Annotated in this window: 15 protein-coding genes; 7 read left to right on the top strand and 8 right to left on the bottom strand. The window is 35.9% G+C overall.

Going from position 1 to position 24,893, the window contains the following annotated elements; all coding sequences use genetic code 11:
• Positions 1 to 2 precede the first annotated feature (2 nt).
• Both ACXAGS_RS03420 and ACXAGS_RS03415 read right to left on the bottom strand, forming a co-directional pair.
• Positions 3 to 935: a mevalonate kinase family protein gene (locus tag ACXAGS_RS03420; RefSeq protein ID WP_474904524.1), complete on the bottom strand. Its 933-nt coding sequence runs from the start codon at positions 933 to 935 to the stop codon at positions 3 to 5.
• A 134-nt stretch (positions 936 to 1,069) separates the two neighbouring features.
• Positions 1,070 to 2,158, bottom strand: coding sequence for a diphosphomevalonate decarboxylase (locus tag ACXAGS_RS03415; RefSeq protein WP_474904522.1), 1,089 nt, complete (start codon positions 2,156 to 2,158; stop codon positions 1,070 to 1,072).
• A 91-nt stretch (positions 2,159 to 2,249) separates the two neighbouring features.
• On the opposite strand from ACXAGS_RS03415, the gene ACXAGS_RS03410 reads away from it, so the two are divergent.
• Positions 2,250 to 2,723, top strand: a complete 474-nt coding sequence (locus tag ACXAGS_RS03410; RefSeq protein WP_474904521.1) for a TspO/MBR family protein — start codon at positions 2,250 to 2,252, stop codon at positions 2,721 to 2,723.
• Here ACXAGS_RS03410 and ACXAGS_RS03405 read toward each other — a convergent pair.
• Positions 2,716 to 3,255 carry a DUF1697 domain-containing protein gene (locus ACXAGS_RS03405; protein ID WP_474904520.1) on the bottom strand — a complete coding sequence of 180 codons (540 nt, stop codon included), beginning with the start codon at positions 3,253 to 3,255 and terminating at the stop codon, positions 2,716 to 2,718. The genes ACXAGS_RS03410 and ACXAGS_RS03405 overlap by 8 nt on opposite strands.
• 54 nt (positions 3,256 to 3,309) lie before the next feature.
• Between ACXAGS_RS03405 and glpK the strand changes: the two genes are divergently transcribed.
• Positions 3,310 to 4,803 carry a glycerol kinase GlpK gene (gene glpK / locus ACXAGS_RS03400; protein ID WP_474904518.1) on the top strand — a complete coding sequence of 498 codons (1,494 nt, stop codon included), beginning with the start codon at positions 3,310 to 3,312 and terminating at the stop codon, positions 4,801 to 4,803.
• A 20-nt stretch (positions 4,804 to 4,823) separates the two neighbouring features.
• On the top strand, positions 4,824 to 5,552 hold the full coding sequence (locus ACXAGS_RS03395; protein ID WP_474904517.1) for an MIP/aquaporin family protein: 729 nt from the start codon (positions 4,824 to 4,826) through the stop codon (positions 5,550 to 5,552).
• Here the strand turns inward: ACXAGS_RS03395 and ACXAGS_RS03390 are convergent.
• The 5 genes from ACXAGS_RS03390 to ACXAGS_RS03370 all read right to left on the bottom strand — a co-directional run bounded on the left by ACXAGS_RS03390 (position 5,549) and on the right by ACXAGS_RS03370 (position 12,831).
• A complete protein-coding gene (locus tag ACXAGS_RS03390) occupies positions 5,549 to 6,823 on the bottom strand; it encodes a BaiN/RdsA family NAD(P)/FAD-dependent oxidoreductase (RefSeq protein ID WP_474904515.1) in 1,275 nt (424 codons plus the stop codon). The two genes, ACXAGS_RS03395 and ACXAGS_RS03390, sit on opposite strands and share 4 nt — an antisense overlap.
• Positions 6,823 to 7,515, bottom strand: a complete 693-nt coding sequence (locus ACXAGS_RS03385) for a glycerophosphodiester phosphodiesterase (RefSeq protein ID WP_474904514.1) — start codon at positions 7,513 to 7,515, stop codon at positions 6,823 to 6,825. The genes ACXAGS_RS03390 and ACXAGS_RS03385 overlap by 1 nt, the downstream gene beginning before the upstream one ends.
• Positions 7,516 to 7,595: 80 nt before the next feature.
• Complete coding sequence (locus ACXAGS_RS03380) at positions 7,596 to 9,479, bottom strand: alpha-amylase family protein (RefSeq protein WP_474904512.1); 1,884 nt, start codon at positions 9,477 to 9,479, stop codon at positions 7,596 to 7,598.
• Positions 9,479 to 11,782, bottom strand: coding sequence for a glycoside hydrolase family 65 protein (locus tag ACXAGS_RS03375; RefSeq protein WP_474904510.1), 2,304 nt, complete (start codon positions 11,780 to 11,782; stop codon positions 9,479 to 9,481). Before ACXAGS_RS03375 ends, ACXAGS_RS03380 begins: the two co-directional genes overlap by 1 nt.
• Before the next feature lie 26 nt (positions 11,783 to 11,808).
• Positions 11,809 to 12,831, bottom strand: coding sequence for a LacI family DNA-binding transcriptional regulator (locus ACXAGS_RS03370; RefSeq protein WP_474904508.1), 1,023 nt, complete (start codon positions 12,829 to 12,831; stop codon positions 11,809 to 11,811).
• Positions 12,832 to 13,407: 576 nt separating this feature from the next.
• Here ACXAGS_RS03370 and ACXAGS_RS03365 point away from each other — a divergent pair.
• From ACXAGS_RS03365 to ACXAGS_RS03350, 4 genes are all read left to right on the top strand, one after another.
• Positions 13,408 to 16,548 (top strand): SusC/RagA family TonB-linked outer membrane protein, encoded by a 3,141-nt coding sequence (locus ACXAGS_RS03365; protein ID WP_474904506.1) that lies wholly within the window; start codon positions 13,408 to 13,410, stop codon positions 16,546 to 16,548.
• Between the two features lie 17 nt (positions 16,549 to 16,565).
• A complete protein-coding gene (locus ACXAGS_RS03360; protein WP_474904504.1) occupies positions 16,566 to 18,134 on the top strand; it encodes a RagB/SusD family nutrient uptake outer membrane protein in 1,569 nt (522 codons plus the stop codon).
• Between the two features lie 144 nt (positions 18,135 to 18,278).
• Positions 18,279 to 21,647, top strand: coding sequence for a VCBS repeat-containing protein (locus ACXAGS_RS03355; protein WP_474904503.1), 3,369 nt, complete (start codon positions 18,279 to 18,281; stop codon positions 21,645 to 21,647).
• Entirely contained in the window at positions 21,640 to 24,888 is a 3,249-nt protein-coding gene (locus tag ACXAGS_RS03350; RefSeq protein ID WP_474904502.1) for an FG-GAP-like repeat-containing protein, read from the top strand. The genes ACXAGS_RS03355 and ACXAGS_RS03350 overlap by 8 nt, the downstream gene beginning before the upstream one ends.
• Positions 24,889 to 24,893 lie beyond the last annotated feature (5 nt).

Genomic DNA, 24,893 nt, shown 5'->3' with positions numbered 1-24,893 from the left:
TACTAAAAGTTGTAGACTACTTCTAGTTTGTGCCCTTTTAAGGCTTGTTTTGCTCTTTCTATATCTTCCGTAAAACCTAAGATATAGCCTCCCCCTCCTGAACCACAAAGTTTTAAATAGTAATCGTTAGATTCAATTCCTTTTTGCCAAAGTTGATGAAATTGTTTTGGAATCATTGGTTTAAAATTATCCAAAACAACATGAGATAGTTGTTTTACGTGGCCAAATAGCCCTTTGATATCTCCATTAAGAAAATGCTCTACGCAAGCATCCGTATGTTTAACGAATTTTTCTTTAATGATATTTCTGAAGCCCTCGTTTTTCATTTGTTCCATAAATATTTGAACCATAGGAGCGGTTTCTCCTACCATTCCACTATCTAATAAGAAAACAGCACCTTTACCCTCTTTATTCTGAGTTGGTAAAATAGTAGACTCTATATTATCCTTGGAATTAATAAGGATGGGTAAACTCAAATAACTATTCAACGGGTCTAATCCAGAGCTCTTACCATGAAAAAAGGATTCCATTTTACCAAAAATGGTCTTTAATTTCAACAATTTTTCCCTCGTTAGATTTTCTAGAACCGTAATTTTATCTTGTGCATATTTGTCATAAATAGCGGCTACTAAAGCCCCACTACTACCAACCCCATAGCCTTGCGGAATAGAACTATCAAAGTACATGCCGTTGGCAATATCATTTTTAAGTGTTTTTATATCAAATAACACCAAATCTTCTGATTGTAGGTTTTCAAGATAACTTGCAAACCTATTTAGGCTTTCGTTAGACTGTTTTGCGCTTGTAGAAAGCTCTTTAGCTGATTTTAATGCACCCTTATAAAAATTGTAGGGAATAGAAAGTCCTTTAGAATCTTTGATAATTCCATACTCACCAAAGAGTAAGATTTTTGAATAAAATAATGGTCCTTTCATAATTTTTATAACCTAACGGTCCTTTGTTAAACAGAAACTTATATAAAGTTAAACAAAAATAGCTGAAATTCTATTTACAACTTAATTTATACCAAATAATTAAGAACTCAATAACGTTAGAAACTGTAAGAAAATTATTTCAAATTTATTTTTTTTGCGCCTTCCCCTACACGATCGCAAATATAATGCCCATTCTCACAATATTGCACTAACTCTGTTTTAATAAATGTAATAACCTCTTTACTGTACGATTCTGGATAGAGCACATGAACATTTGCCCCTGCATCTAACGTAAAACATACGGGTATTTGAGTCTTTTTACGATAAGCCCATATAGCATTGATAATATTCAACGTATTGGGCATCATTAGTATAAAATATGGGGTACTACTCATCATCATGGCATGTAACGTAAGTGCCTCACTTTCTACTATACTGATGAATTGCTTTAAATCGCCATTGGCAAAAACGGCTTCCAGGGCAGCTAAATTTGTATGGGCATGTACAAACCTGCTTACTGCATACGGGTGCCCGTTCATTAAATTATGACCCACCGTACTACTTACCGTTTTTTGGCCTTTGTGTACCAAAAGAATGGTATCATGAAAACTCTTATAAACATCATGAACCTTTTTTGGATAGTTTACCCCAAACAAATCCGTACTGGTTTCCAGACCTTTATGTTCTCCCCATTGCACCAAACTTCCTTTAATACTTCGGCATGCACTACCAGAACCCAATCTGGCCAAAAAAGAAGCTTTTTGGTCAAAAAACTCTGAATCCTGGTTTAAAGTTGCTTCCTTTTCTATTTCCAACAAACATAAAGCTAAGGCTGCCATACCACTGGCAGAAGATGCAATACCACTACTATGCGGAAAAGAATTGGAAGTTTCTATAGTAAAATGATACTGTCTTAAATAGGGTAAATAACTTTCTATACGCTTTAAAAAAGTTTCAATTTTTGGTTTAAAGTCTTCTTTTGGTTTCCCCTCAAAAAACAAATCAAAAGAAAAATCGCTTTTATCTTTTTTTTGCTGATAAGTAACTATTGTTCTTGTAGCACAGGCATCTAGTGTAAAGCTAACCGATGGATTAGCTGGAATTTGATTTTCTTTCTTACCCCAGTATTTTACCAAAGCAATATTACTTGGTGCTTTATAAGCTACTTTTCCTTTTTTAGGATAAATTAAATTTTCTTGTGGAATAAAATCCTTTTCCGTCATGCCAAAAGCGTTTGCGCAAATATACTAGATGTATAAATGAAGCCTGTTTTACAAACAAAATAAATTGCTACTTTAGTACAAAGCACTAAAGATGAAGAACAAACTAGTAAAAATAGGTGTGGCCATTTTAATTTGTATACTCATTGGTTTCCTTTCTAGTTTTGCCACACAATCTTCTGTTAACGATTGGTACGTTACGCTTAATAAACCAAGTTTTAATCCGCCAAATTGGCTTTTTGCTCCGGTTTGGACCGTACTCTATGTAATGATGGGGTTGGCTGCTGGCTTGGTATGGGCCAAAGGATTTCATCATCTATGGGTTAAAACGGCCCTTTATCATTTTGGCTTTCAACTATTGTTAAACGCACTATGGAGTATTGTATTTTTTGGCCTTAAAAAACCTGGATTGGCATTATTAATTATCATTGCCTTACTTGTTTTAATAGCGCTTACCTACAAATGGTTTAAAGTGGTATCTAAAAAAGCTGCATTATTACTTATACCCTACTTTGCATGGGTAGCTTTTGCCACAGTATTGAATTATAAAATATGGATGCTTAATTAAAATTAGTGGCCAACTCTAGCATCTTGTGCATGGTTTTATCATTTCTGGTAGTTGCCACCAACTTTAATTTTTTCTCTATTAGGTTATTATTCAATTTTGCCTTTCCGTAACCCGCATTGCACTTAAGATAGATACAAGAATCAGTTATTATAAAATCTTCATTCACAAACGTTTCTTTCTCAAATGCTTTTTTCCTTTCTATATCAATATTAGTGAACGGAAGCACGTAGTATAATTTTAAAACTTCCTGTTCACCTTTAAAGGGGTTGTTTTCAATGAGTTTTTCTATAAGTTCTGGAGCAAAGGCCTTAACCGACACATCAAAATCATATGTAGTCTTAATTATCTGCGCTATTTTCCTAGAAAGCGCTTCACTATCCATATTGGTTTGCACAACTAAGTTTCCACTTTGAATATAAGTTAATACCTCACTTAAACCATTATCCTTTAAAACCGCTTTAAGATGTACCATTTTAATTTTTTTAGCACCGCTAACATTTATACCTCTCAAAAAAACAATATGGTTTTTCATAATAATGTAATTATTAAAGGATAAAATTATTATTTTGAGACTGAAATCTACTTTATGGAAGAATATATTTTAGCTCTAGATCAAGGCACAACAAGTTCTAGGGCTGTAGTAGTAAATAAAAAAGGGGCAATTATCTCGGTTGCACAAAAAGAATTTACACAGTATTTCCCAAAACCGGGTTGGGTAGAACACGATGCAAACGAAATATGGTCTACCCAAGCAGGTATGGCCGCAGAAGCAATTTCTAGTAAAGGAATTCTAGCAACACAAATTGTTGGTATTGGCATTACAAACCAGAGAGAAACCGCAGTAGTGTGGAATAAAAAAACTGGTGTTCCTGTTTACAATGCCATTGTATGGCAAGACAAAAGAACGGCACCTTTCTGTGATGAATTGAAAAAAAACGGACACTCCAAAACAATTAGGGAAAAGACCGGATTGGTTATCGACTCCTATTTTTCTGCCACAAAAGTGAAATGGATTTTGGATAATGTACCAAACGCCAGAACACAAGCGGAAAATGGAGAGTTGGCTTTTGGCACCATAGATTCTTGGTTAATTTGGAAAATGACCCAAGGGCAATTACATATAACCGACGTTACAAATGCTAGCAGAACTTTACTATTTAATATAAACACCATGGAGTGGGACCATGAGCTACTGGAACTATTCAATATTCCTTCTAGCATGTTACCTATGGTTAAAGAATCTAGCGAAGTCTATGGCAAGACAAAACCTAACATATTTGCAAATGAAATTCCCATTGCGGGCATAGCTGGAGACCAACAAGCTGCGTTGTTTGGCCAAATGTGCACTAAAAAAGGTATGGTTAAAAATACCTATGGCACAGGCTGTTTTATGCTTATGAATATTGGCGATAGCCCAACTGTATCCAAGAATAATTTGTTAACAACGGTTGCCTGGAAAATAAAAGGCAAAACTACTTATGCTTTTGAAGGTAGTATTTTCATAGCCGGTGCAGTAGTGCAATGGTTAAGAGACGGTTTAGGAATTATACGAAAATCTAACCAAGTGGAATTATTGGCTAAATCCGTAACAGATACGGATGGGATATATTTTGTACCTGCTTTTGCAGGCCTTGGCGCACCTTATTGGAACCAAAATGCCAAAGGTTCCTTTTTTGGTTTAACTAGAGGCAGTACAGATGCACACATAGCTAGAGCTAGCTTAGAATCTATTGCCTACCAAACCATGGACGTTTTAAAAGCAATGGAAATAGATTCCGGAATAAAGATTAAGGAACTTAGGGTAGATGGTGGCGCAACCGTAAACGATTTGTTAATGCAATTTCAGGCAGATGTTTTAAATACCACTACGGTTAGACCTAAATCTATAGAAACAACCGTACTTGGTGCTGCTTATTTAGCTGGCCTTGCTGTTGGTTTTTGGGATGATGTTGAAAACATACAAGATATTTGGAATGCCGACGTTCATTTTGAACCAACTACAAATCGTGAACCAATTGAAAAAGGAATAGCTGGTTGGCATAAAGCCATTAAAGCTTTAGAATATTGGTCTACACTCTAATTTAAACTTTGACTTTACAAATGACTCCCTTCATTGCTGAAATTATAGGCACCGCGCTATTAATGTTATTAGGAATTGGCGTAAATGCAAACGTTACCCTAAACAAAACGTATGGCCAAGGTTCTGGCTGGATAGTAATAACAACAGGATGGGCCTTTGCAGTATATGTTGGCGTGGTGGTAGCGGCACCGCATAGTGGCGCACATTTAAACCCCGCAGTTTCTATTGGCTTGGCCGTTGCCAATAAATTTGATTGGAATTTAGTACCTGCTTATATTCTAGCGCAGTTTATTGGAGCCATGCTGGGAGCACTACTAATTTGGATTACCCATAAGGATCACTTTGACGTTACGGAAGACGGCGATAGCAAGAGAGGGGTATTTTGTACTGGCCCGGCCATACCCAACACAGCCATTAACCTCTTTAACGAAATACTGGGCACCTTTGTATTGGTTTTTACTGTTCTCTATTTTACGGATGCCATAATAACGGATAGTGCAACGGTCATAGGCTTAGGGTCTCTTGGTGCATTGCCAGTGGCCTTATTGGTCTGGGGAATTGGAATCTCTTTAGGCGGTACAACCGGTTATGCCATAAACCCTGCAAGAGATTTAGGCCCTAGAATAGTACATGCACTAGTACCGCTTAAAAACAAAGGAAATAGGGGTTGGTCCTATGCCTGGATACCCGTAATGGGGCCAATTGTTGGGGCTAGTTTAGCGGCGCTATTGGCCCTTATGCTTACTTAGGTTTGCTCAGCAATGGCTTTAGCCGCCAGGTAAGCTGTAGTCCAAGCATTTTGGAAATTAAAACCACCGGTTATGGCATCTACATTAATAATTTCACCTGCAAAATACAACCTAGGAACTAGCTTGCTTTCCATAGTTTTAAAATTGACTTCGGTTAATTCTACTCCACCAGCGGTAACAAATTCGTCCTTAAAAGTACTTTTTCCATTAACGGCCAACGTTGTTTCAGTAATTTCTCTAGCCAAAGTTTTGAGGGTGTTATTGTTTACATCTGCCCACTTATCCGAAGCTAAAATACCAGAAGATTTAACTAAACTATTCCATAGCCGCTTGGGCATATCTACCACCTTAGATTTTAAAATAGTTTTTTTAGGTTCTTGTTCCCTACACTCCTTAAAATAAGCTAACAAAGAAGACGAAGTATAATCTGGCAACCAATTTATTTGTATTTTAAATTGGTAATTCATTTGATTTAATACCAAAGCACCCCAAGCCGATAAACGCAAGATAGCCGGACCCGTTAATCCCCAATGTGCAATTAATACCGGACCTGTTTCTTCCAAAACAGAATGGTTTACAGATTTACTAGAAATGGTATATCCCTTTAATTTCAACTTGGTAGGGTTTAGAACCTTTACCGTTGCCAGAGTAGCCACACCCTGTAAACCATCTATACGAGTATCTTTAATATTAAACGTGAACAAGGAAGGTACCGGAGTACTAATAGTATGCCCCAAGCTTTTTAACTGTTCCCAAATTTTTGGATTACTACCTGTGGATAATACTAAAGTTTTGGTAAGATAGGTTTTATTATTGGTCTCCAATTGCCAGTTGGCCTCTGCTGTTTTTGGTGCAATAATCTGTTTAACAGAACTATTCTTTAATATTTCTATATTATGCTTAGCCGCCTCGTCTAAAAAACAATTTATAATACTTTGTGATGAATCCGAAATAGGAAAAATACGTCCATCCTCCTCAATTTTAAGCGGAACACCCCTTTCTTCAAAAAATTGCATAACGTCTCCTGTAGAAAACTGATGAAAAGGTCCAATTAATTCTTTTTCTCCTCTAGGATAATTAGCTACAAGTTCTTTGGGATCAAACTCCGCATGGGTAACATTACATCTTCCGCCACCACTGATTTTAACTTTAGAAAGAACGGTCTTACCCCTTTCTAGGATAGCAATTTTTAAATCTGGACGTTGGCTTGCCAACTGTATTGCTCCAAAAAAGCCAGCCGCACCACCACCAACAAATACAACGTTGAACATTAGTTAACCCTATCCGGATAGTTTGTAATAATACCGTCTACACCAAATTCCTCCATCGTTGTAATATCCGTAGGTTCATTTACCGTCCAAGTATATACCTTTAAACCTTCATCTTGTATGGTCTTTACATTTTCTAAGGTTAGCTTTTTAAAGTAAGGGTTAATAGCAACTGCATTAAGTTCTTTAGCAACGGGTATTGCCTTTAAAGGGTCTTCTTCCGTAAGAATGGCTATTGCTATATCGGGGTTTAAATTTCTCATTTCTCTTAGCTCATCCCAATTAAAACTAGAGATAAGAATATTTTTTGCTTCCCACCCCTTGTTTTTAATATAATAGTTTGTAATAAAATTTACCCGATCTGAAGTACCTGCGCCCTTTAATTCAATATTTAAACCAACCTTATTGTCAATCAACTTTAAAACATCTTGTAATTTAGGTATCTGGTGGTTACCATCTAAAACCACCTTGTTCAAGTCTACAATATTATACTCTTCAATCTTGCCACCGGCATTACTCAAGCGTTCTAAACGCTCATCATGAAAAACCACAGTTTCACCACTGGCAATGTTAAAAACATCAATCTCTATCATATCTACCTGCATGTCTAACGCTTTTTGCACGGAAGCTAAGGTGTTTTCTGTTTCGTAGCCCATTGCTCCACGATGACCTATAACTAGTGGTTTTGTTTTCATTTGGCAAGAGGTTAAAATTAATACCGATACGATGGTTAACGCATTTAATTTCATGTGGTGGTTGATTTGTAATTGATATTCTATGGATTTAGTTTAAAAACATAACTTTCTAATGGTGCTATTTTAAGATTTACCCTGCCCACTTCATCATCAACCATAAGCGTTGGGTTATATGCTCCATACAATTGTTCCTGCAATAGAATTTCTCCTGAATTTAGATTCCAATCTTTAACTATTTCAGGTGGTAACTTAAAGTCTATTTGGTATGTCTTTTCTGCGTCAAAGTTGGATATGATCAGCAACCTATCTTCACCGGACCATCTAACAAAAGAGTATATTCTGTGGTCATAGCCAGGTGTATTTTCTTTGTTATAATAATGTGTTTCTTTATATGCTCCCATCAAAGCCTCACTAGTGATAGTGAAATTCAATAGCCTTTGGTAAAAATCCCGAAGTTGTTTTTCTTCATCCGTAGAAAGGCCGCCATCAAATTTTTTATGGTTCATCCAACGCTGGTGTGCCGGAACGCCTATGTAATCAAAAATTGATGTACGAGAGGGAGAACCAAACCCCGCGTTCTCAGATCCATCTTCACCTACTTCTTGGCCAAAATAGATCATGGTTGGCGATGTACTTAAAGTAGCACTTACTACCATGGCCGGTTTGGCCAGGGCTGCATTACCCACAAATTCTGGACTTGCAATACGCTGCTCGTCATGATTCTCCAAAAAATGCAACATATGGTGCTCTATATCTTTCATGCCGCTTTGCACGGTATGTATATGGTCTGTCCAGCCGTAACCTTTCATGATATGTTTTAAGCTATCATATAGCTCTACCTTATCATACAGGTAGTCCATCTTGCCCTTAAACAAATATTCACGATACAATGATGGATTATAGACTTCTGCTAATAGAAATGCATCGGGGTTTTTTACTTTAATGGAAGAGTTTAAATAACTCCAGAATTCTACCGGAACCATTTCTGCCATGTCATATCTAAAACCATCCACTCCTTTTTCTTGCCAATACAAAGCTATATCCCTAAACTTGGTCCAAGAATCTGGCACTTCTTTATCTTTCCAAAAGTTGTAGTGTGCTTGGTAATCCATGTTGGCATAGGCTTCTGGCAGGGTGTCAAAATCTTTTGTGCCGTCAGGTCTTACCCCATAATTTATTTTTACGGTTTCGTACCAATCGTTAAAATTTGGCTGAGCTAATCTTGAACCGTTACCGGTCCATTTTGCCGGTACTTCCGCAAATTTTCCATCTTCCTTTTCAGTGCTTTCCCCTCCCAAGGGAGAATAACCATCTTGCCAGTTGGGCACTTTAAATTCTTCACCGGGAATGTAGTAGAAATTATTATGCTTACTGTAAACTATTGAGGTATCGTCTTTGGCTCCAAAATCGTCTACACCTGCGGGGTTGGCCTTTCCTTCATACTTCCTAGCAATATGGTTTGGTACAATGTCTATGATTACTTTTAAACCCAATTTATGCGTCCTTGTTATTAAGGCCTCAAATTCTTGTAGTCTATTTGCAGGATTATCTGCCAAATCTGGATTCACATTATAATAATCTTTTACCGCATAAGGAGAACCTGCCCTTCCTTTTACAACATCTGGATCATCATTAGAAATCCCATATTCCGTATAATCTCCTATTAACGCGTGGTGTGGAACACCAGTGTACCAAACATGGGTTACTCCTAGATTCTTTATAGCCGCAAGGGCTTTTTCGTCAAAATCCGAAAACTTACCCACACCATTTTCCTCCTTTGTTCCCCAAGGCTTGTTATTTGTTTCTGTGTTACCAAAAAGTCTGGTAAATACCTGATAAACAACCGCCTTTTTCTTCATGTTTGCACTATTGGATTCCTTTTTATTTTTTGAACTAGGTGCATCAGAATTACAGGATGCACCTAGTACAATTAGTAAGATAAATACAATTCTAACTAATTTCATTATACAGTAACCGTTTCTCCTGGTTTTAACACCACACGTTCTCCGTTTACGCGAATACTCATTTCTTCCGTACCATTTAGTTGATACGAAGATCCTGCCTTAGAAACCGTAACGGTAATAATTCTATTCCTAAAATTAACTTTGAAAGAGTAAGCTTCCCAATTTTCTGGAATTTGAGGAAAAAAGTTTAGCTTATCTTCTAAAATACGCATACCACCAAATCCTTCTACAATACTCATCCAAGTACCAGCCATACTGGTAATGTGCAAACCTTCTTCTACCTCTTTATTGTAATCATCTAAATCTAATCTAGAAGTTCTAAGGTAAAAGGTATAAGCTTGTTCCATTCTACTCAACTTGGCTGCCTGTATACTGTGCACACAAGGAGAAAGAGAAGATTCATGAACCGTAAAGGGCTCATAGAAATCAAAATGCTTTTCTAGTTGTTCCATAGTAAAATGGTCTTCAAAGAAATAAAAACCTTGTAGTACATCTGCCTGTTTAATATATGGCGAACGTAAAATACGGTCCCAGCTCCATTTTTGATTAATAGGTCTTTCGGTCTTATCCAACTCGGTTACCGGCATTAGTTCCTTATCCAAAAAACCATCTTGTTGCAAGTATACATCGTGCTCTTTAGAATAAGGAAAGTACATATTGCTTGCTACCTTTTTCCAATCGTCTAGCTCGGCATCGGTTAATTTGGTGTGGCCTATAATACGTTGGTAATCCTCAGAATATCCGTCTTTAACTTTTTGTATCTGTTCCAAACAATAATCTATACACCATTTTGCCAAGTAATTGGTATACCAATTGTTGTTTACGTTATTCTCATATTCATTTGGACCTGTTACGCCCAAAATCATGTATTGGTTTTTATGGGTTGAAAAGTTAGCCCTTTGGTGCCAGAAACGGGCTATTCCAATTAACACCTCTAGCCCCATTTCCGGTATATAGCTATAATCTCCCGTAAATCTATAGTAATTAAAAATGGCGAAAGCAATGGCACCATTTCTATGGATTTCCTCAAAAGTAATTTCCCACTCATTATGGCATTCCTCACCATTCATTGTAACCATTGGATAGAGGGCCGCACCATTAGAAAAACCAAGTTTTTCAGCATTTTCAATGGCTTTTTCCAAATGATTGTAACGATATTTCAATAAATTTCGAGCTACCGTTTCGTTCTTGGTGGTCATATAAAACGGTAAACAATACGCTTCTGTGTCCCAATAGGTACTACCTCCATATTTTTCACCGGTGAATCCTTTTGGTCCAATATTTAATCTAGAATCTGTACCTAGATAGGTTTGGTTTAGTTGAAAAATATTAAAACGTATTCCCTGTTGCGCTTTTACATCACCCTCTATGGCGATGTCACTCATTTCCCAAATTTTAGCCCATTCCTCTTTTTGGCGTTGCAATAAGCCTTCAAAACCAATAGTATCTGCCTTTGTAAGGGTTTTCTGAGCAGCAGTTATTAACTGGGATTTATCATGATTTCTTGAAACGGTGTAACCACCATATTTGGTGATTAGAATTTCATCATTGGCATTGGCCTCAAATTCATATTCTAAAACAGCCTGTTTTTCTTCTTCTCTAGAATTGGTAATAGAAACGGGCTGCCCATTGTTGGTCACCGTACTAGACATAAAAGTACAGGTGTTAAAATTGGTCTTTAGCGTATGCGCCTCTATAAAAGCAGTGTTGTTTTGAACAGATACATTTGTGGTTTCCCAAAACTTATCGTCCCAATTGGTATCTCTGTTGGTTATACCGCTATCTAAGTATGGAGTTACCTTAACGGCTACTGCCTTATTTTTAGGTGTTATACTATATGCTATTGCACCTAACTCATCCAAAGCAATGCTCAAAAAACGAGTTACGGACACAGTAATTTCCACATTGTTCTTGGTAACCGCGTTAAAGCTACGTTTATACCAGCCTTCTTTCATATTTAGCTCCCTTTTAAAATCGTTTACCGATTTACATGTAGCCAAATCCAACTTTTCACCATCTAACGTAATACCAATTCCAATCCAGCTTGGTGCATTTAAAACCTTTGCAAAATATTCTGGGTAACCGTTTTTCCACCAACCAACTTTTGTTTTATCTGGATAATAAACACCGGCTATGTAACTACCTTGAAACGTTTCGCCTGAATAGTCTTCTTCAAAATTAGCTCGTTGCCCCATGGCACCGTTACCTATACTAAAAAGACTCTCAGAAGATTGCACGCGTTCTGTGTCAAAACCTTCTTCTATAATAGACCAAGGATTTGGTATAATATAATCTTGATTCATGTTAAGCTAAGTTTAGTGAAGCAAACTTAGTTAATTGTAGAATCCCGTTCAATTAAAGTGGGTTGTAAAATTTTAGTTTGAAAAGGAAATTCATCATCAGACTCATCCTCAATACGCTTAATTAACATTCTGGCAGCTGTTTCCCCCATTAACTCACCATGCTGGGCAATTGCGGTAAGGGAAGGGTTGGCATATTTAGATAACAGACCATCCGTAAAACCTATTACAGAAACGTCTTGTGGTATTTTTTTACCGGCTTCTTTAGCCACCTTCATTCCGTAAACTGCAAAAATTTCGTTTACACATATGATGGCATCATAATCTACTTTGGTAAGAAATTCACGAATTATACCTTCTTCCATTTCCATGGTTGGCATTTTTAAAATGTTTTTCTCCAAGCAAGAAACACCTAAATCTTTGTGTGCCCGTACAAAACCTTTGGTCCTTTCCGTACCAACACTTAAATAATCATCTACAGTAATCAAAGCAATTTTACGTTTACCTTGATTAAGCAACTTTTTAGTAGCCTCATAAGCTCCTAATTGATCATCTATGATTACTTTATCACAATCTACGGATTGCGTTACACGATCAAACAATACCAAAGGAATACCTTGATCTGTAACTTCCTTTAAATGGTTATAATCTTTCTTTTGTTGTGTTTCTGAGGATAAAGACATGATAAACCCATCAATACTGCCATTGGCGAGCATTTCCATATTGATTACCTCCTTATCAAAAGACTCATCAGACAAGCAAACAATCACATTATACCCTTTACTGTTGGCTTCCTTTTCTACCCCACTAATAACAGTGGTAAAAAAATGATGTACAATATCTGGAATAATAACGCCAATGTTCTTGGTACGTTTATTCTTTAAACTAACCGCAATATTATTGGGCCTGTAGTTATACAGCTTGGCAAATGCTTGGATTTTCTCTTTAGTATCCCTACTAATTTCCTCACTATTCTTTAAAGCTTTAGAAACTGTAGAAATGGAAACCTCTAATTCTTTAGCTATATGCTTTAACGTTATTTTTCTTTTCAACCCTAATCCTGTGTTACTATCCTTAATTTTTCCAAAGCCTTTTTTGATAAAAATCCGGCTTAGCTAAGTTTTGCAATTTACAAAAATTCCAAGTAGCTCTAATCAGTTTACCAAAACCTAAATATGAACACTTATAAGTAGAAAATTAACTAGCTTATTTTAACGATTAATGAATAAACTAAATAATTAGTATTTCTAATAAAAATAACGGAAAAGAGATTATTTACTTTTTTTGGTTACCACATACAAAAGAAAAATATCATTTCACACCGTAAAGATTTAACAAGAAAATTCGCGTTATTGCTTCTAAACAAACTATGATTTTCGAAAAAATAAATACAATTTTAAGTGTGTCAAAAACACTATTAATTATTAAAAACTCAATACATCCCTATGTTCAATTATTAATTACGTAATTTGAAATAGGTTTCGTTATTATACCCATAATTTGTTAAATTTATCAACACGAAACCGTTTTCGTAAGATTTAGACCCTAACAGATTAAGGTTTTAACATTTATTTTATATATGTTTAACTCTTAAATTTAAAATTAACTAAACTTAAAATTAATTATTTATGAAGATTACGCTACTAAAAAGCTTGTTCTTGCTAGGTGCATTCATATGCTTTAGCGGATTACAAGCTCAGACAGTATCCGGTACAGTTTCGGATGCGAGCGGACCTTTACCGGGAGCAAGTGTCTTGGTGAAAGGTACTACCAATGGTACGCAAACAGATTTTGATGGTAATTATACCCTAAGCAATGTTGCAGACGGTGCTACATTGGTCTTTAGCTACATTGGTTATTCTACCAAAGAGATTGCGGTAAATGGTCAAAGCAGCATCAATGTAACCCTTTCCGAAGATGCCCAAGCGTTAGATGAAGTTGTTATAATAGGTTATGGCTCTACAACTGTTAAAGATGCAACTGGCTCTGTAACTGCGGTCACTTCAGAAGACTTTAACGGTGGAGTTATAGCTTCTCCAGAGCAATTAATTCAAGGTAAAACTGCTGGTGTAAACATTCAGCAAAGCAGCGGGGAACCAGGTGCTGGAATTTCAGTAAACATTAGAGGTTCAAACTCCGTTCGTGCTAACAATAATCCTCTATTTGTAATTGACGGGGTGCCACTAGGAGACGGTAGTACTGATGCCGAAGGTAATGCAGGTACAGGAGGAACAACTTCTGTTAGAAACCCTTTAAATTTCTTAAATCCTTCGGACATTGAGAGTATTAGTGTTTTAAAAGACGCCTCGGCAACGGCTATTTATGGCTCTAGAGGTGCAAATGGTGTAGTTATCATAACAACAAAAACAGGAAAAGCAGCTCAAGGTGGCGTATTTGAATTTACAAGTAACCTGAGTGTTTCAACTCCTGCTAATTCTTATGACCTTCTTAACAGAGATCAGTTTTTGGAAGCCATTGCTTTATATGGAAATGATCCTGCGGCATCAGATTTTGGCAGTAACACAAATTGGCAAGATTATGTGACCAGAACTGCTGCATCCACTAATCAAAACTTGTCCTATTCACAAAATTATGGATCAGGAAATGTGAGGGCTACCTTTGGTTACAGCAAACAATTTGGAATCGTAGAAAAAACTGATTTGGAAAGAATCTCTGGAAGAATAAACTGGAGACAGCGTTTATTTGATGACAAATTAACTATTGGACTTTCCTCTACTATTTCAAGGGTGAACAATGAAACTGCTCCTTTACAAGGTACGGCAGGATTTCAGGGGGATATTCTTGGAGCAGCTTACTCTGCAAACCCAACGTGGCCAGCAGACCCTAGCTTTAGTTTTTCAGGACTTCTGAACCCGGCAAACTATTTAGAAAATTTCCAAAATAGAACTAATACCAATAGATTTTTGATCAACGGTTCCTTGGAGTATCAATTCAATTCTGAACTTACTGGTAAAATTAACTTGGGTTATGATAAATCTGACAGTCAAAATATATCTGTTACTTCCGGAAACGTTGTAGGTATTCAGGGTGCTGAAGGAATTGGTTTTGGCACATTGAACACATTAGAAAGAACAAATAAGTTATTAGAAGCAACTGTTAACTATAAAAAGGAGTTTGATAACATTAATGTGGACGCCCTTGTTGGTTATTCCTTTCAGGATTTTCAAAACAACGGTTTGAATTCTCAAGGACGAGGATTTTCTACAACTGATTTAAACGGTATGGGGCAAGCCCTAGAACAAACCGTATTCAGCGCAAAAAATGTGATTTCCGGAAGTTACCAACAATACTATTATGATTCCGATGTAACCGGGTTAATTGTAAATAGACTTTTACCTGATGTAGTTGCAGGAGAAAGTATTACTGGGTCTTTTGATAGAAATGTAACTGGCTTAGCCGTAGATACGTTTGATTTTACAGACGAATTACAATCTTTCTTTGGAAGACTTAATATAGGTTTTAACAGTAAATACTTATTTACCGCTACAGTTAGAGCAGATGGATCTTCAAGATTTGGCCCGGAAAATCAGTACGGTATATTTCCATCAGGTGCTTTTGCATGGCAAATTGGAGAGGAAGATTTCGTGGGAGAGAACATTTCAACACTTAAACTAAGACTAAGTGCCGGTGTTACCGGTAACCAAGCTGGGTTGGGTTATGGTAACTTTGTTGCAAGACAGCGTTTTGCTGGTTTTGCCAACGGATGGGGTGTAACCAATGATGCTCAAGTAAACCAGAATGGTACAGTTATAGTAGCAACAGATGTTCCTGATTTAAAATGGGAACCAACACTAAACTTAAATGTTGGACTTGATTTTGGTTTTAATAGCGATAGATTTAACGGTAGTCTAGATATATATAGAAATACTACAAGCGATATTTTATTACAAGCACCTCCCGCTGCACCGTCAAATTCTCCATTCCAATTTGGTAATGTTGATGCTGAAATAGTTAACCAAGGTGTAGAATTAGCTTTGTCATATGACTGGGTGCAAAGCGACAAGGCCACTTTTAGTACCTCATTCAATATTGCCTATAACAATAACGAAATTCAAAATTTTGATGGAATTATTGATAGCGGACCAATCAATGGACAAGGTCTAACTGGTGCCTTCGCACAAAGATTTGCTTCTGGCCAATCTCTGTTCTCCTTTTACATGGCAGAGTTTACAGGTCTTGATTCTGCTGGGCAGCCAACATATGCAGATGTTAATGGAGATGGTGTAGGTGATGTATTCCAAGACAAAAAATTTGTTGGTGAAGATGGCCTACCAGATGTTACAGCTGGCTTATCCCTTAATTTAAACGTAGGTAATTGGGATGTTGCCACCTATTTTGCAGGTCAGTTTGGTTTTTCTGTATATAATAATACTGCCAATGGTTTATTTACCTCGGGATCTATAACGAACTCCAGAAACGTAACAACCAATCTATTAACAAGTGGAGACGCACCAGGAGCTTCTGCTGATGTTTCAACTAGATTCCTTGAAAAAGGTGATTTTGTAAGGTTACAGAATGCATCTATTGGATACAACGTACCACTAAGCGGTGAAGGAGCTCTTAAATCTTTAAGACTTTCATTAACGGGTCAAAATTTATTTTTGATAACTGATTATTCTGGCTTAGATCCAGAAGTAACAGTAAATACGGGAACCATTGGTTTATCTGCACTTCCTTCTAGAAGTATAGATTGGACTTCATTCCCCAACCCAAGAACTGTTACATTTGGCATAAACGCCTCGTTTTAAATAAAAAAATGTTAGAAATGAAAAAAAATATATTTAAAATATACGCTTTAGCCTTAACCTCGGCTATAGGGTTTGTTTCTTGTACAGACTTGGAAATAGAAGAAACCGACTCCATTATAGACGAAGGGTTTCAAGGAGTTGCTAATGCAAAGTCGGCAGCAGACGATTTATATAGAACAGTTGCAGGTCAATTCTCTACTCAAGCAGATTATTATGCTTTTGCAGAGGTAACTTCAAGAGAATTTATTATTCCAACTAGAGGAACAGACTGGGGTGACAATGGACAATGGTCTAGTTTGCACCAACATACTTGGGCACCAGACCATAACTTTATTGCTCCAACCTTTGGTAATTGGAATGCCACACAACTTACAGCATCACAAATACTTGATTCAAGAAGTAACCCAAGTCCAACGGATATTGGAGATGCTAGCTTTATTAGAGCGCTGAGCATGTGGGTGATTTTAGATTTATATGGTCAAGTACCATTTAGAGATACTTCACTTCCTTCAGGTGAGTTACCCGTAGTTCTTACTGGTCAGGAGGCAATTGACTTTATCATTTCGGATATTGATACAGCCATTAGCAACTTACCTGCTACATTGGCCGCTAGTGGAGAAGCTAATAGCAGGGCCAGTAAGGCTGCAGCGAGATATCTAAAAGCTAAAGTGTTGTTGAACAAGCATGTATATCTTGGTTCTTCTCCTGATGCTGCGGATATGAATGCTGTGGTTTCATTAGTAGATGAGATTGCTTCTGATGGTTATCAGTTACAAGAAGGTTACTTCGATATTTTCTTGGACACTCCAGATACCGAAACCGTATTAGCTTTTGATAATGCTGATTTAGGGCCAAGAACACATAAAGGGTTGCATTACAATTCCTTTACTCAGAGTACTGGTGGTTGGAATGGCTTTAGCACACTTGCAAGTTTTTATGATACATTCGAAGGAGATGAAAACCAAAACCGTTTAGACGCAAATGGAAACCCTTTAGACGGTCAAGAAGAACGAAGAGGTGGTGTACCTCCGGCTGCTACCGATACAGATTTAGTAGATTCCAACGTTGGTAATGGATTTTTAATTGGACAACAATATTCAGAAAGTGGTGCACCCTTAACTGATCGTGCAGACAATCCACTTGTATTTACACGTAATCAAGTTGATAACGATGGAAATCCTAGCATTATCAATAACAACGAAAGAACTGGAATCCGAGTTGTAAAATGGAATCCTAAAAATGGGGTTTTTGCTACTCATTTAGTAGTTTTCCGCTATGCAGACGCACATCTTATGAAAGCGGAAGCAATTATGAGAAGTGGCGGAGACCCAACTGCTTTAGTTAACGAATTGAGAGAAATAAGAGGCGCATCTCCCTTAACCTCTGTTTCGGAAGCAGACTTATTAGAAGAAAGAGGTAGAGAATTATACGATGAAATGTGGGCAAGAAATGATGAGATTCGTTTTGGAGTTTATAGTCAAGAACGTTATCTAAAACCTGCATCAGATGTTACAAGAGCATTATTACCTATCCCCCCTGCTCAACTTTTAGCTAACCCTAATTTAGTTCAGAACCCAGGTTACTAAATAATTATTTAACTAATTCAAAAGCCCTGACAATAATGTCGGGGCTTTTTTATGCCGTCAAATTATTTCATTTTTAACGAATATTTCCTTTTTTTTACCTTTTATCATTCATAACTTTCTCTTCCATTTTTCCTATAATATTTTATGAACAAGTCCATAGTAACCTTATTCTGTTTTATACTCATAGCTAACATGTTAAGCTGTAAAAAAAACAACGATTCTTCACAAAATCAACCCGAACAAAACAAATTATTTAGCCTTTTAAATAAAGAACAGACAGGCATTGACTTTGTTAATATTGTAGAGAATCAGGAAAACTTCAACATCTTTAAATACCGGAATTTTTATAATGGAGGGGGTGTTGCAATTGGAGATGTCAATAATGATGGACTATCGGATATATATTTTACGGGCAATATGGTGCCAAATAAGCTTTACATTAACAAAGGAAATTTTTCCTTTATAGATATTACAAAAGAAGCTAAGGTAGAAGGCAGCAAGCCATGGTCTACAGGGGTTTGCATGGTAGATATTAACGCAGACGGTTTATTAGATATTTACGTGAGTAATGCAGGCAATATGGAAGGAAACAACCATGATAATGATTTGTATATAAATCAAGGAATAGATTCCAAAACTGGTTTTCCAACTTTTAAAGAACAAGCAAACGAATATAATTTGGCTCATACAGGTTTTTCTACACATGCGTCCTTCTTTGATTATGATAAAGACGGTGACCTTGATGCTTACATTTTAAATAATAGCAATATACCAGTTAGTAGTCTAGGTTACGCCGCACAAAGAGAGGTAAGAGCACAAGACTGGGAGGGCGTTCCCAGTATTTTTAAAGGTGTAGGAGACATGCTTTTAAGAAATGATAACGGTAAGTTTATTGACGTTAGTGAACAAGCAGGTATTTATGGAAGTCTTATAGGTTTTGGACTAGGAGTTATGGTAACTGATATTAATAATGACTTGTATCCAGATATTTACGTTTCTAATGATTTTTATGAAAGGGACTATCTATATATAAACCAGCAAGATGGCACATTCAACGAGGAAATAGAACAGTATACTTCGCATTTAAGTTTATCAGCTATGGGAGTTGACATAGCTGACATCAATAATGACGGTAATTCTGACATCTTTATTACAGATATGCTACCAGAGGCAGAACAAAGGGTAAAATCTGTAATGGAATTTGAGCCCTATAATGTTTATAAACTAAAACAAAGTAAAGACTTCTACCAACAGTACATACAAAATACCCTACAACTAAATAACGGTAATGGCAGCTTTTCTGAAATTGCCTATTATAGTGGTGTAGATGCAACCGATTGGAGTTGGGCCGGACTATTGTTTGATATGGATAACGATGGTCTTAGGGATATATACATAACAAATGGAATAAACCATGACCTAACCGATTTGGACTTTGTGGATTTTTTAGCTAATGAGATAATCCAAAAAATGGCTTTAACCGGAAAAAAGGAGTCGGTAGATTCTATCATCGCCAAAATGCCTATTAGACCTCAACCCAATTTTGCATATAGAAACAATGGAGACCTAACATTTGCAAACGCTAATAAAAAATGGGGATTAGACATGGCAAGTATGTCCAATGGATCTGCATATGGAGATTTAGATAACGATGGCGATTTAGACTTAGTCGTTAATAATGTTAATATGGATTCTTTTATTTATAAAAACAACAGCACGGAGACAACAGAAAACCATTACATTAAATTAAAGTTTATAGGTTCTAAAACAAATCCTTTTGCAATTGGCACTAAAATAAAAATATATACAAAGGATAATTTAATTACTCAAGAATTAATGCCATTTAGGGGCTTCCAATCTTCAATGGATTATGTTATGACATTGGGCCTTGGAAAAGCAAAACAGATAGATTCTGTAAGAGTAATTTGGCCAGATGACAAAACTCAACTTATTACTAAAATACCGTCCAATCAAACCCTCACTTTAAATATAAATAAAGCTGAAGCTAATTATTCTATTCAAAAACCAAAATATTCCAAAACCCTATTAACTGAGTTAGCCAATAAGAAACTGGAAACCCATAGGGAAAATAATTATAATGATTTTGACCAAGAAGGTTTAATAAACCAACTACTCTCACAAGAAGGACCTACATTAACAGTTGGAGACGTTAATAATGATGGAAATGTTGATTTTTTCATCGGTGGTGGTAAAAACAGCCCCGGCACCCTCTATATACACACAGGCAACGGCAATTTACTACCTAAAAAAAACAAAGATTTTGAACTTGACTCATTTTTTGAAGATACATCCGCTGCTTTTTTTGATGCTAACAATGATGGTTATATCGATTTAATAGTAGGATCTGGAGGCAATGAAATTGGCAACAAACAAAATAACTTATTGCGACTTTATTTTAATGATGGCATGGGAAATTTCAAGAAATCAAAAACCACATTGCCATCAACTTATGATAATATTTCTGTAATAGCACCTTATGATATTGACAATGATGGAAAAGAAGATTTATTTATAGGATCTAGAAACGTAACTGGCATTTATGGAATAAACCCCAAGCATTTATTCTTAATTAACAAAGGTGATGGAAATTTTGAGCAAGCTACGGATAGGATAGTTTACGATATAAACAACGCAGGGATGATTACAGATGCCCTATGGATAGATATAGACGGAGATCAAAAATCAGATTTAATAACTGTTTCTGATTGGGGTACACCAAAAATTTTTCAAAACACTGGCAGAAGACTAAAAAAAATTGAATCAGGCTTAGATAGCTTAAGTGGATGGTGGCTATCCGTAGATGCTAAGGATTTGGACAAAGATGGTGACATTGATTTGGTTTTGGGCAACCATGGCGCTAACATACATTACAAGCCAAGCATTCAACAACCAATGAAACTTTATATCAATGATTTTGATAACAATGGAACAATCGAACAAATAATGACATTATCAGAAGGGAATAAAGACTATCCTATTCATCAAAAGAAAGAATTAACTACGCAGATGGTTAAGCTTAAAAAACAAAACTTAAAAGCATCGATTTATGCGAAAAATTCCCTAGAAGAACTTTTTCCAACTGAAATTGTAAAAAATTCTATTATCAAAGAAGTTATAACACCGTATAGTGTAGTTGCCATTAATGATGGACACGGAAATTTTACTATAAAAAACTTACCCGCTAGGGCACAACTGTCATGTACATGTGCAATCTCTTGTATGGATTTAAATTCAGACGGTAATATCGACCTTCTAATGGGTGGTAACAACTATGATTTTAAGCCACAATATTCTAGATTGGATGCTAGTTTCGGTAATGTACTTTTAGGAGATGGCAAAATGAATTTCAAATGGCAAAACTATCAACAAAGTGGATTTTTTGTTAAAGGTGAAATAAAAGAAATTAAACCAATTAAAGATAAATTCAATAATCGATTTATTATCACCGTAATCAACAATAATGAACCAACTATTCATCGGGTCAATGATTAGGAAATTATTTCTAGGGTTAATAACAGTTATTTGCTTTGGATGTAGCAAAGAGAAAAGGCTATTCGTCTTAAAAAATAGCGAAGCAACAGGTATAAATTTTAGCAACACTTTAAAAGAAACCAAGGATGTAAATATTTTAGACTATCTATATTTTTACAACGGTGGTGGAGTAAGTGTTGGGGATATAAATAATGATGGTTTACCAGATATTTTCTTATCGGGCAATCAGGTTAAAAACAAACTATATTTAAATAAAGGAAATTTAGAGTTTGAAGACATTAGTACCCAAGCTGGAATTGAAGGTCATAGCAGCTGGAACACTGGTTCTACAATGGCTGATGTAAACGGAGATGGTTTGTTAGACATCTATGTTTGTGCAGTGGTAGGAATTAATGGATTTCAAGGTCATAATGAACTATATATTAATAATGGTACGGAAGTACCTACGTTTACGGAAAAATCAGCTTCATTTGGTTTAGACCTAGACAGCTTTAGCTCTTCTGCAGCCTTTTTTGATTATGATTTGGATGGTGATTTGGATTTATACTTATTAAATCATGCTGTGCATACAACGGAATCATACGGTAACGCTGAAATAAGAAAAAAAAGAAACTCTCAAACCGGAGATAAGTTACTTAAAAACGTTAATGGGAAATTTATAGATGTAAGCGAGGAGGCTGGAATCTTTGGCGGAGTCAATGGATATGGTTTAGGATTAGCCGTGGCTGATTTTAATCTTGATGGATACCCGGATATTTTTGTTGGAAACGATTTTCATGAAGATGATTATTATTATTTAAATAATGGGGATGGAACTTTTAAAGAATCATTGAGACAATATTTTGGCCACACCTCCAGATTCTCAATGGGAAATGACGTAGCAGACCTTAATCATGACGGATGGCCAGACATTATTTCTCTAGACATGTTGCCCGAAGATGAAAAAATTTTAAAATCAACCGAGGGATCAGATGACTTCCAAACACAACGTTTACGTGTAGAACGATTTGGTTATCATTACCAATACTCTAGAAATATGCTTTTTATCAATAGACAAGATGCCCCCTTTGCAGAAACAGCTCTATTAAGTGGTGTTGCGGCAACAGATTGGAGCTGGAGTGCTCTTTTTGGCGATTATAACCTAGATGGAGAACAAGACATATTCATTTCAAATGGGATTAAAAAAAGACCAAATGATCTAGATTACATCAACTTTGTGTCAAATGACCAAATCAAAAATAAAATAAACACCACCAAATTAGTGGATAAAAAAGCTTTAGACCTTATGCCTAATGGGTCTGTACCCAACTATATTTTTAAAGGAGCCAAAAATCTGAAATTTGAAAATAAATCTAAAACTTGGATCCCTAATGACTCTTTGATATCAGGCGCTACAGCATATGCCGATTTTGACAACGACGGGGACTTGGATTTAATTACGAATAACTTAGATGCTACAAGTAGCATTTATGAAAACAAGATTATTGAAAAGAACTATTTAAAAATAAAACTTAAATACAAGTCTCCCAATTCTTACGGTATAGGAAGTAAAGTATTGTCTTATAGCAATGGAACTTTGCAATATAAAGAATTGTTCCCTTCAAGAGGTTTTCAAGCTTCGTCAGAACCTATTATACATTTTGGATATGATGAAACCAAAAAAATAGATTCCTTAAAAATAATATGGCCAAATAACACCTATCAATCACTTTACAACGTAAAAACAAACCAAACGCTAACAATAGAACCTCAAAACAATGTGACGTTTAATTACAATGTTTTCAGGCCTAATCCTAAGAGTGTTTTTGAATTATCAGAGAATAATCTAGGAGTGGATTTTCAACACGAGGAGGATAATTATATCGATTTTACGCGCCAAAAATTAATTCCTCATTTGATGGGTGACCAGGGGCCGGCATTAGCGATTGGTGATTTGAATCAAGATGGAAAAGAAGATATCTTTTTTGGAGGTTCTAAATACAAACCTTCCAAAATTTATGTTCAAAAAGATAGCTTCTATGTAGAATTGAAACTACCTGAAATTTCCAAGGATTCAATTAAAGAAGATATAAGTGCTGTTATCGCGGACTTTAATCAAGACAAGGTAAATGATTTATTCATTGCATCCGGTGGTGGCGACTTTTTTGGTAAAATGAAGCCGTTAACAAATTCTTACTATATAAAGCAGGACTCAATTTTTAATTCTAAGGACATACCAAGTTCCTATTACAATACCTCTATTGTTATTGAAAATGATTTCGATAGCGACGGGGATTTAGATTTGTTTGTAGGGAACCAGTCTATTACCAATTACTTCGGAAAATCTCCGAATTCTATTTTGTATGAAAATGTCAATGGAAATTTGAAATCAGTACAAACAAGTACATTCTCCCAGATAGGTATGGTAACAAATGCTATTTGGACAGATTTTAATAATGATGGTAAAAGTGATTTAATTGTAGTTGGTGAATGGATGCAACCAACGTTTTTTCAAAACAATAACGGAATATTTAAAAAAGTAATGGTTTTAGACAAGCCATTAAATGGACTATGGCAAGTAATAATTCCCTTTGACATAGATAAGGATGGTGATTTAGATTATTTGCTTGGTAACTGGGGAAGTAATAGCAAATTTAACGCCACAGATAAAGAGCCATTAAAAATGTACTATTCGGATTTTGATGCCAATGGTAAAACAGAGACTATTATATGTAAAATGCATAACGGAGAATACTATCCAATAGATGACTTTAACACCCTTTCTTCTCAGTTGGTAAGTTTAAAAAAGAAATTCAATTCCTATTCTTCGTTTGCCGGAAAATCTATTGATAAGATTTTAACTCGGGAGCAACTAGAAATGGCAAAGATATTTCAGGTTCAAGAACTACGGTCTGGATACTTAGAAAATGATAACGGTAGGTTTTCGTTTAAACCCTTTTCACCTGTACTACAAACAGCACCTATAAAAGCCTTTGTAAAATATGATTTTGACAATGATGGCAAACAAGATATCTTGGCAGGTGGAAACTACTTTGGAGTAAAACCTTACCATGGAAGATTTGGTTCTTTTAGTGGGGCACTTATAACTAATGATACCATTATTCCTAGTCATAAGCTTGGGTTAGATTTAAGTAATAAATCAGTAAGGCATTTATCCATAATCCATTTGAATCAGAAACCATATTTATTGGTGACTTTCAACAATAGTAAAGCACTCATATACCATATAAATAAGCAATAGATAAA

The organism is Croceivirga sp. ABH4_376, assembly GCF_056160685.1.
This window is presented reverse-complemented; position numbering and strand designations above follow the sequence as displayed.

What these genes read in the sequence shown, in the direction of transcription:
- ACXAGS_RS03390 (WP_474904515.1), bottom strand. Translation starts at nt 6,823, where the DNA reads ATGTTCAACGTTGTATTTGTTGGTGGTGGTGCGGCTGGCTTTTTTGGA.
- ACXAGS_RS03375 (WP_474904510.1), bottom strand. Translation starts at nt 11,782, where the DNA reads ATGAATCAAGATTATATTATACCAAATCCTTGGTCTATTATAGAAGAA.
- ACXAGS_RS03415 (WP_474904522.1), bottom strand. Translation starts at nt 2,158, where the DNA reads ATGACGGAAAAGGATTTTATTCCACAAGAAAATTTAATTTATCCTAAA.
- ACXAGS_RS03385 (WP_474904514.1), bottom strand. Translation starts at nt 7,515, where the DNA reads ATGAAAACAAAACCACTAGTTATAGGTCATCGTGGAGCAATGGGCTAC.
- ACXAGS_RS03360 (WP_474904504.1), top strand. Translation starts at nt 16,566, where the DNA reads ATGAAAAAAAATATATTTAAAATATACGCTTTAGCCTTAACCTCGGCT.
- glpK (WP_474904518.1), top strand. Translation starts at nt 3,310, where the DNA reads ATGGAAGAATATATTTTAGCTCTAGATCAAGGCACAACAAGTTCTAGG.
- ACXAGS_RS03410 (WP_474904521.1), top strand. Translation starts at nt 2,250, where the DNA reads ATGAAGAACAAACTAGTAAAAATAGGTGTGGCCATTTTAATTTGTATA.
- ACXAGS_RS03405 (WP_474904520.1), bottom strand. Translation starts at nt 3,255, where the DNA reads ATGAAAAACCATATTGTTTTTTTGAGAGGTATAAATGTTAGCGGTGCT.
- ACXAGS_RS03420 (WP_474904524.1), bottom strand. Translation starts at nt 935, where the DNA reads ATGAAAGGACCATTATTTTATTCAAAAATCTTACTCTTTGGTGAGTAT.
- ACXAGS_RS03380 (WP_474904512.1), bottom strand. Translation starts at nt 9,479, where the DNA reads ATGAAATTAGTTAGAATTGTATTTATCTTACTAATTGTACTAGGTGCA.
- ACXAGS_RS03365 (WP_474904506.1), top strand. Translation starts at nt 13,408, where the DNA reads ATGAAGATTACGCTACTAAAAAGCTTGTTCTTGCTAGGTGCATTCATA.
- ACXAGS_RS03355 (WP_474904503.1), top strand. Translation starts at nt 18,279, where the DNA reads ATGAACAAGTCCATAGTAACCTTATTCTGTTTTATACTCATAGCTAAC.
- ACXAGS_RS03395 (WP_474904517.1), top strand. Translation starts at nt 4,824, where the DNA reads ATGACTCCCTTCATTGCTGAAATTATAGGCACCGCGCTATTAATGTTA.
- ACXAGS_RS03350 (WP_474904502.1), top strand. Translation starts at nt 21,640, where the DNA reads ATGATTAGGAAATTATTTCTAGGGTTAATAACAGTTATTTGCTTTGGA.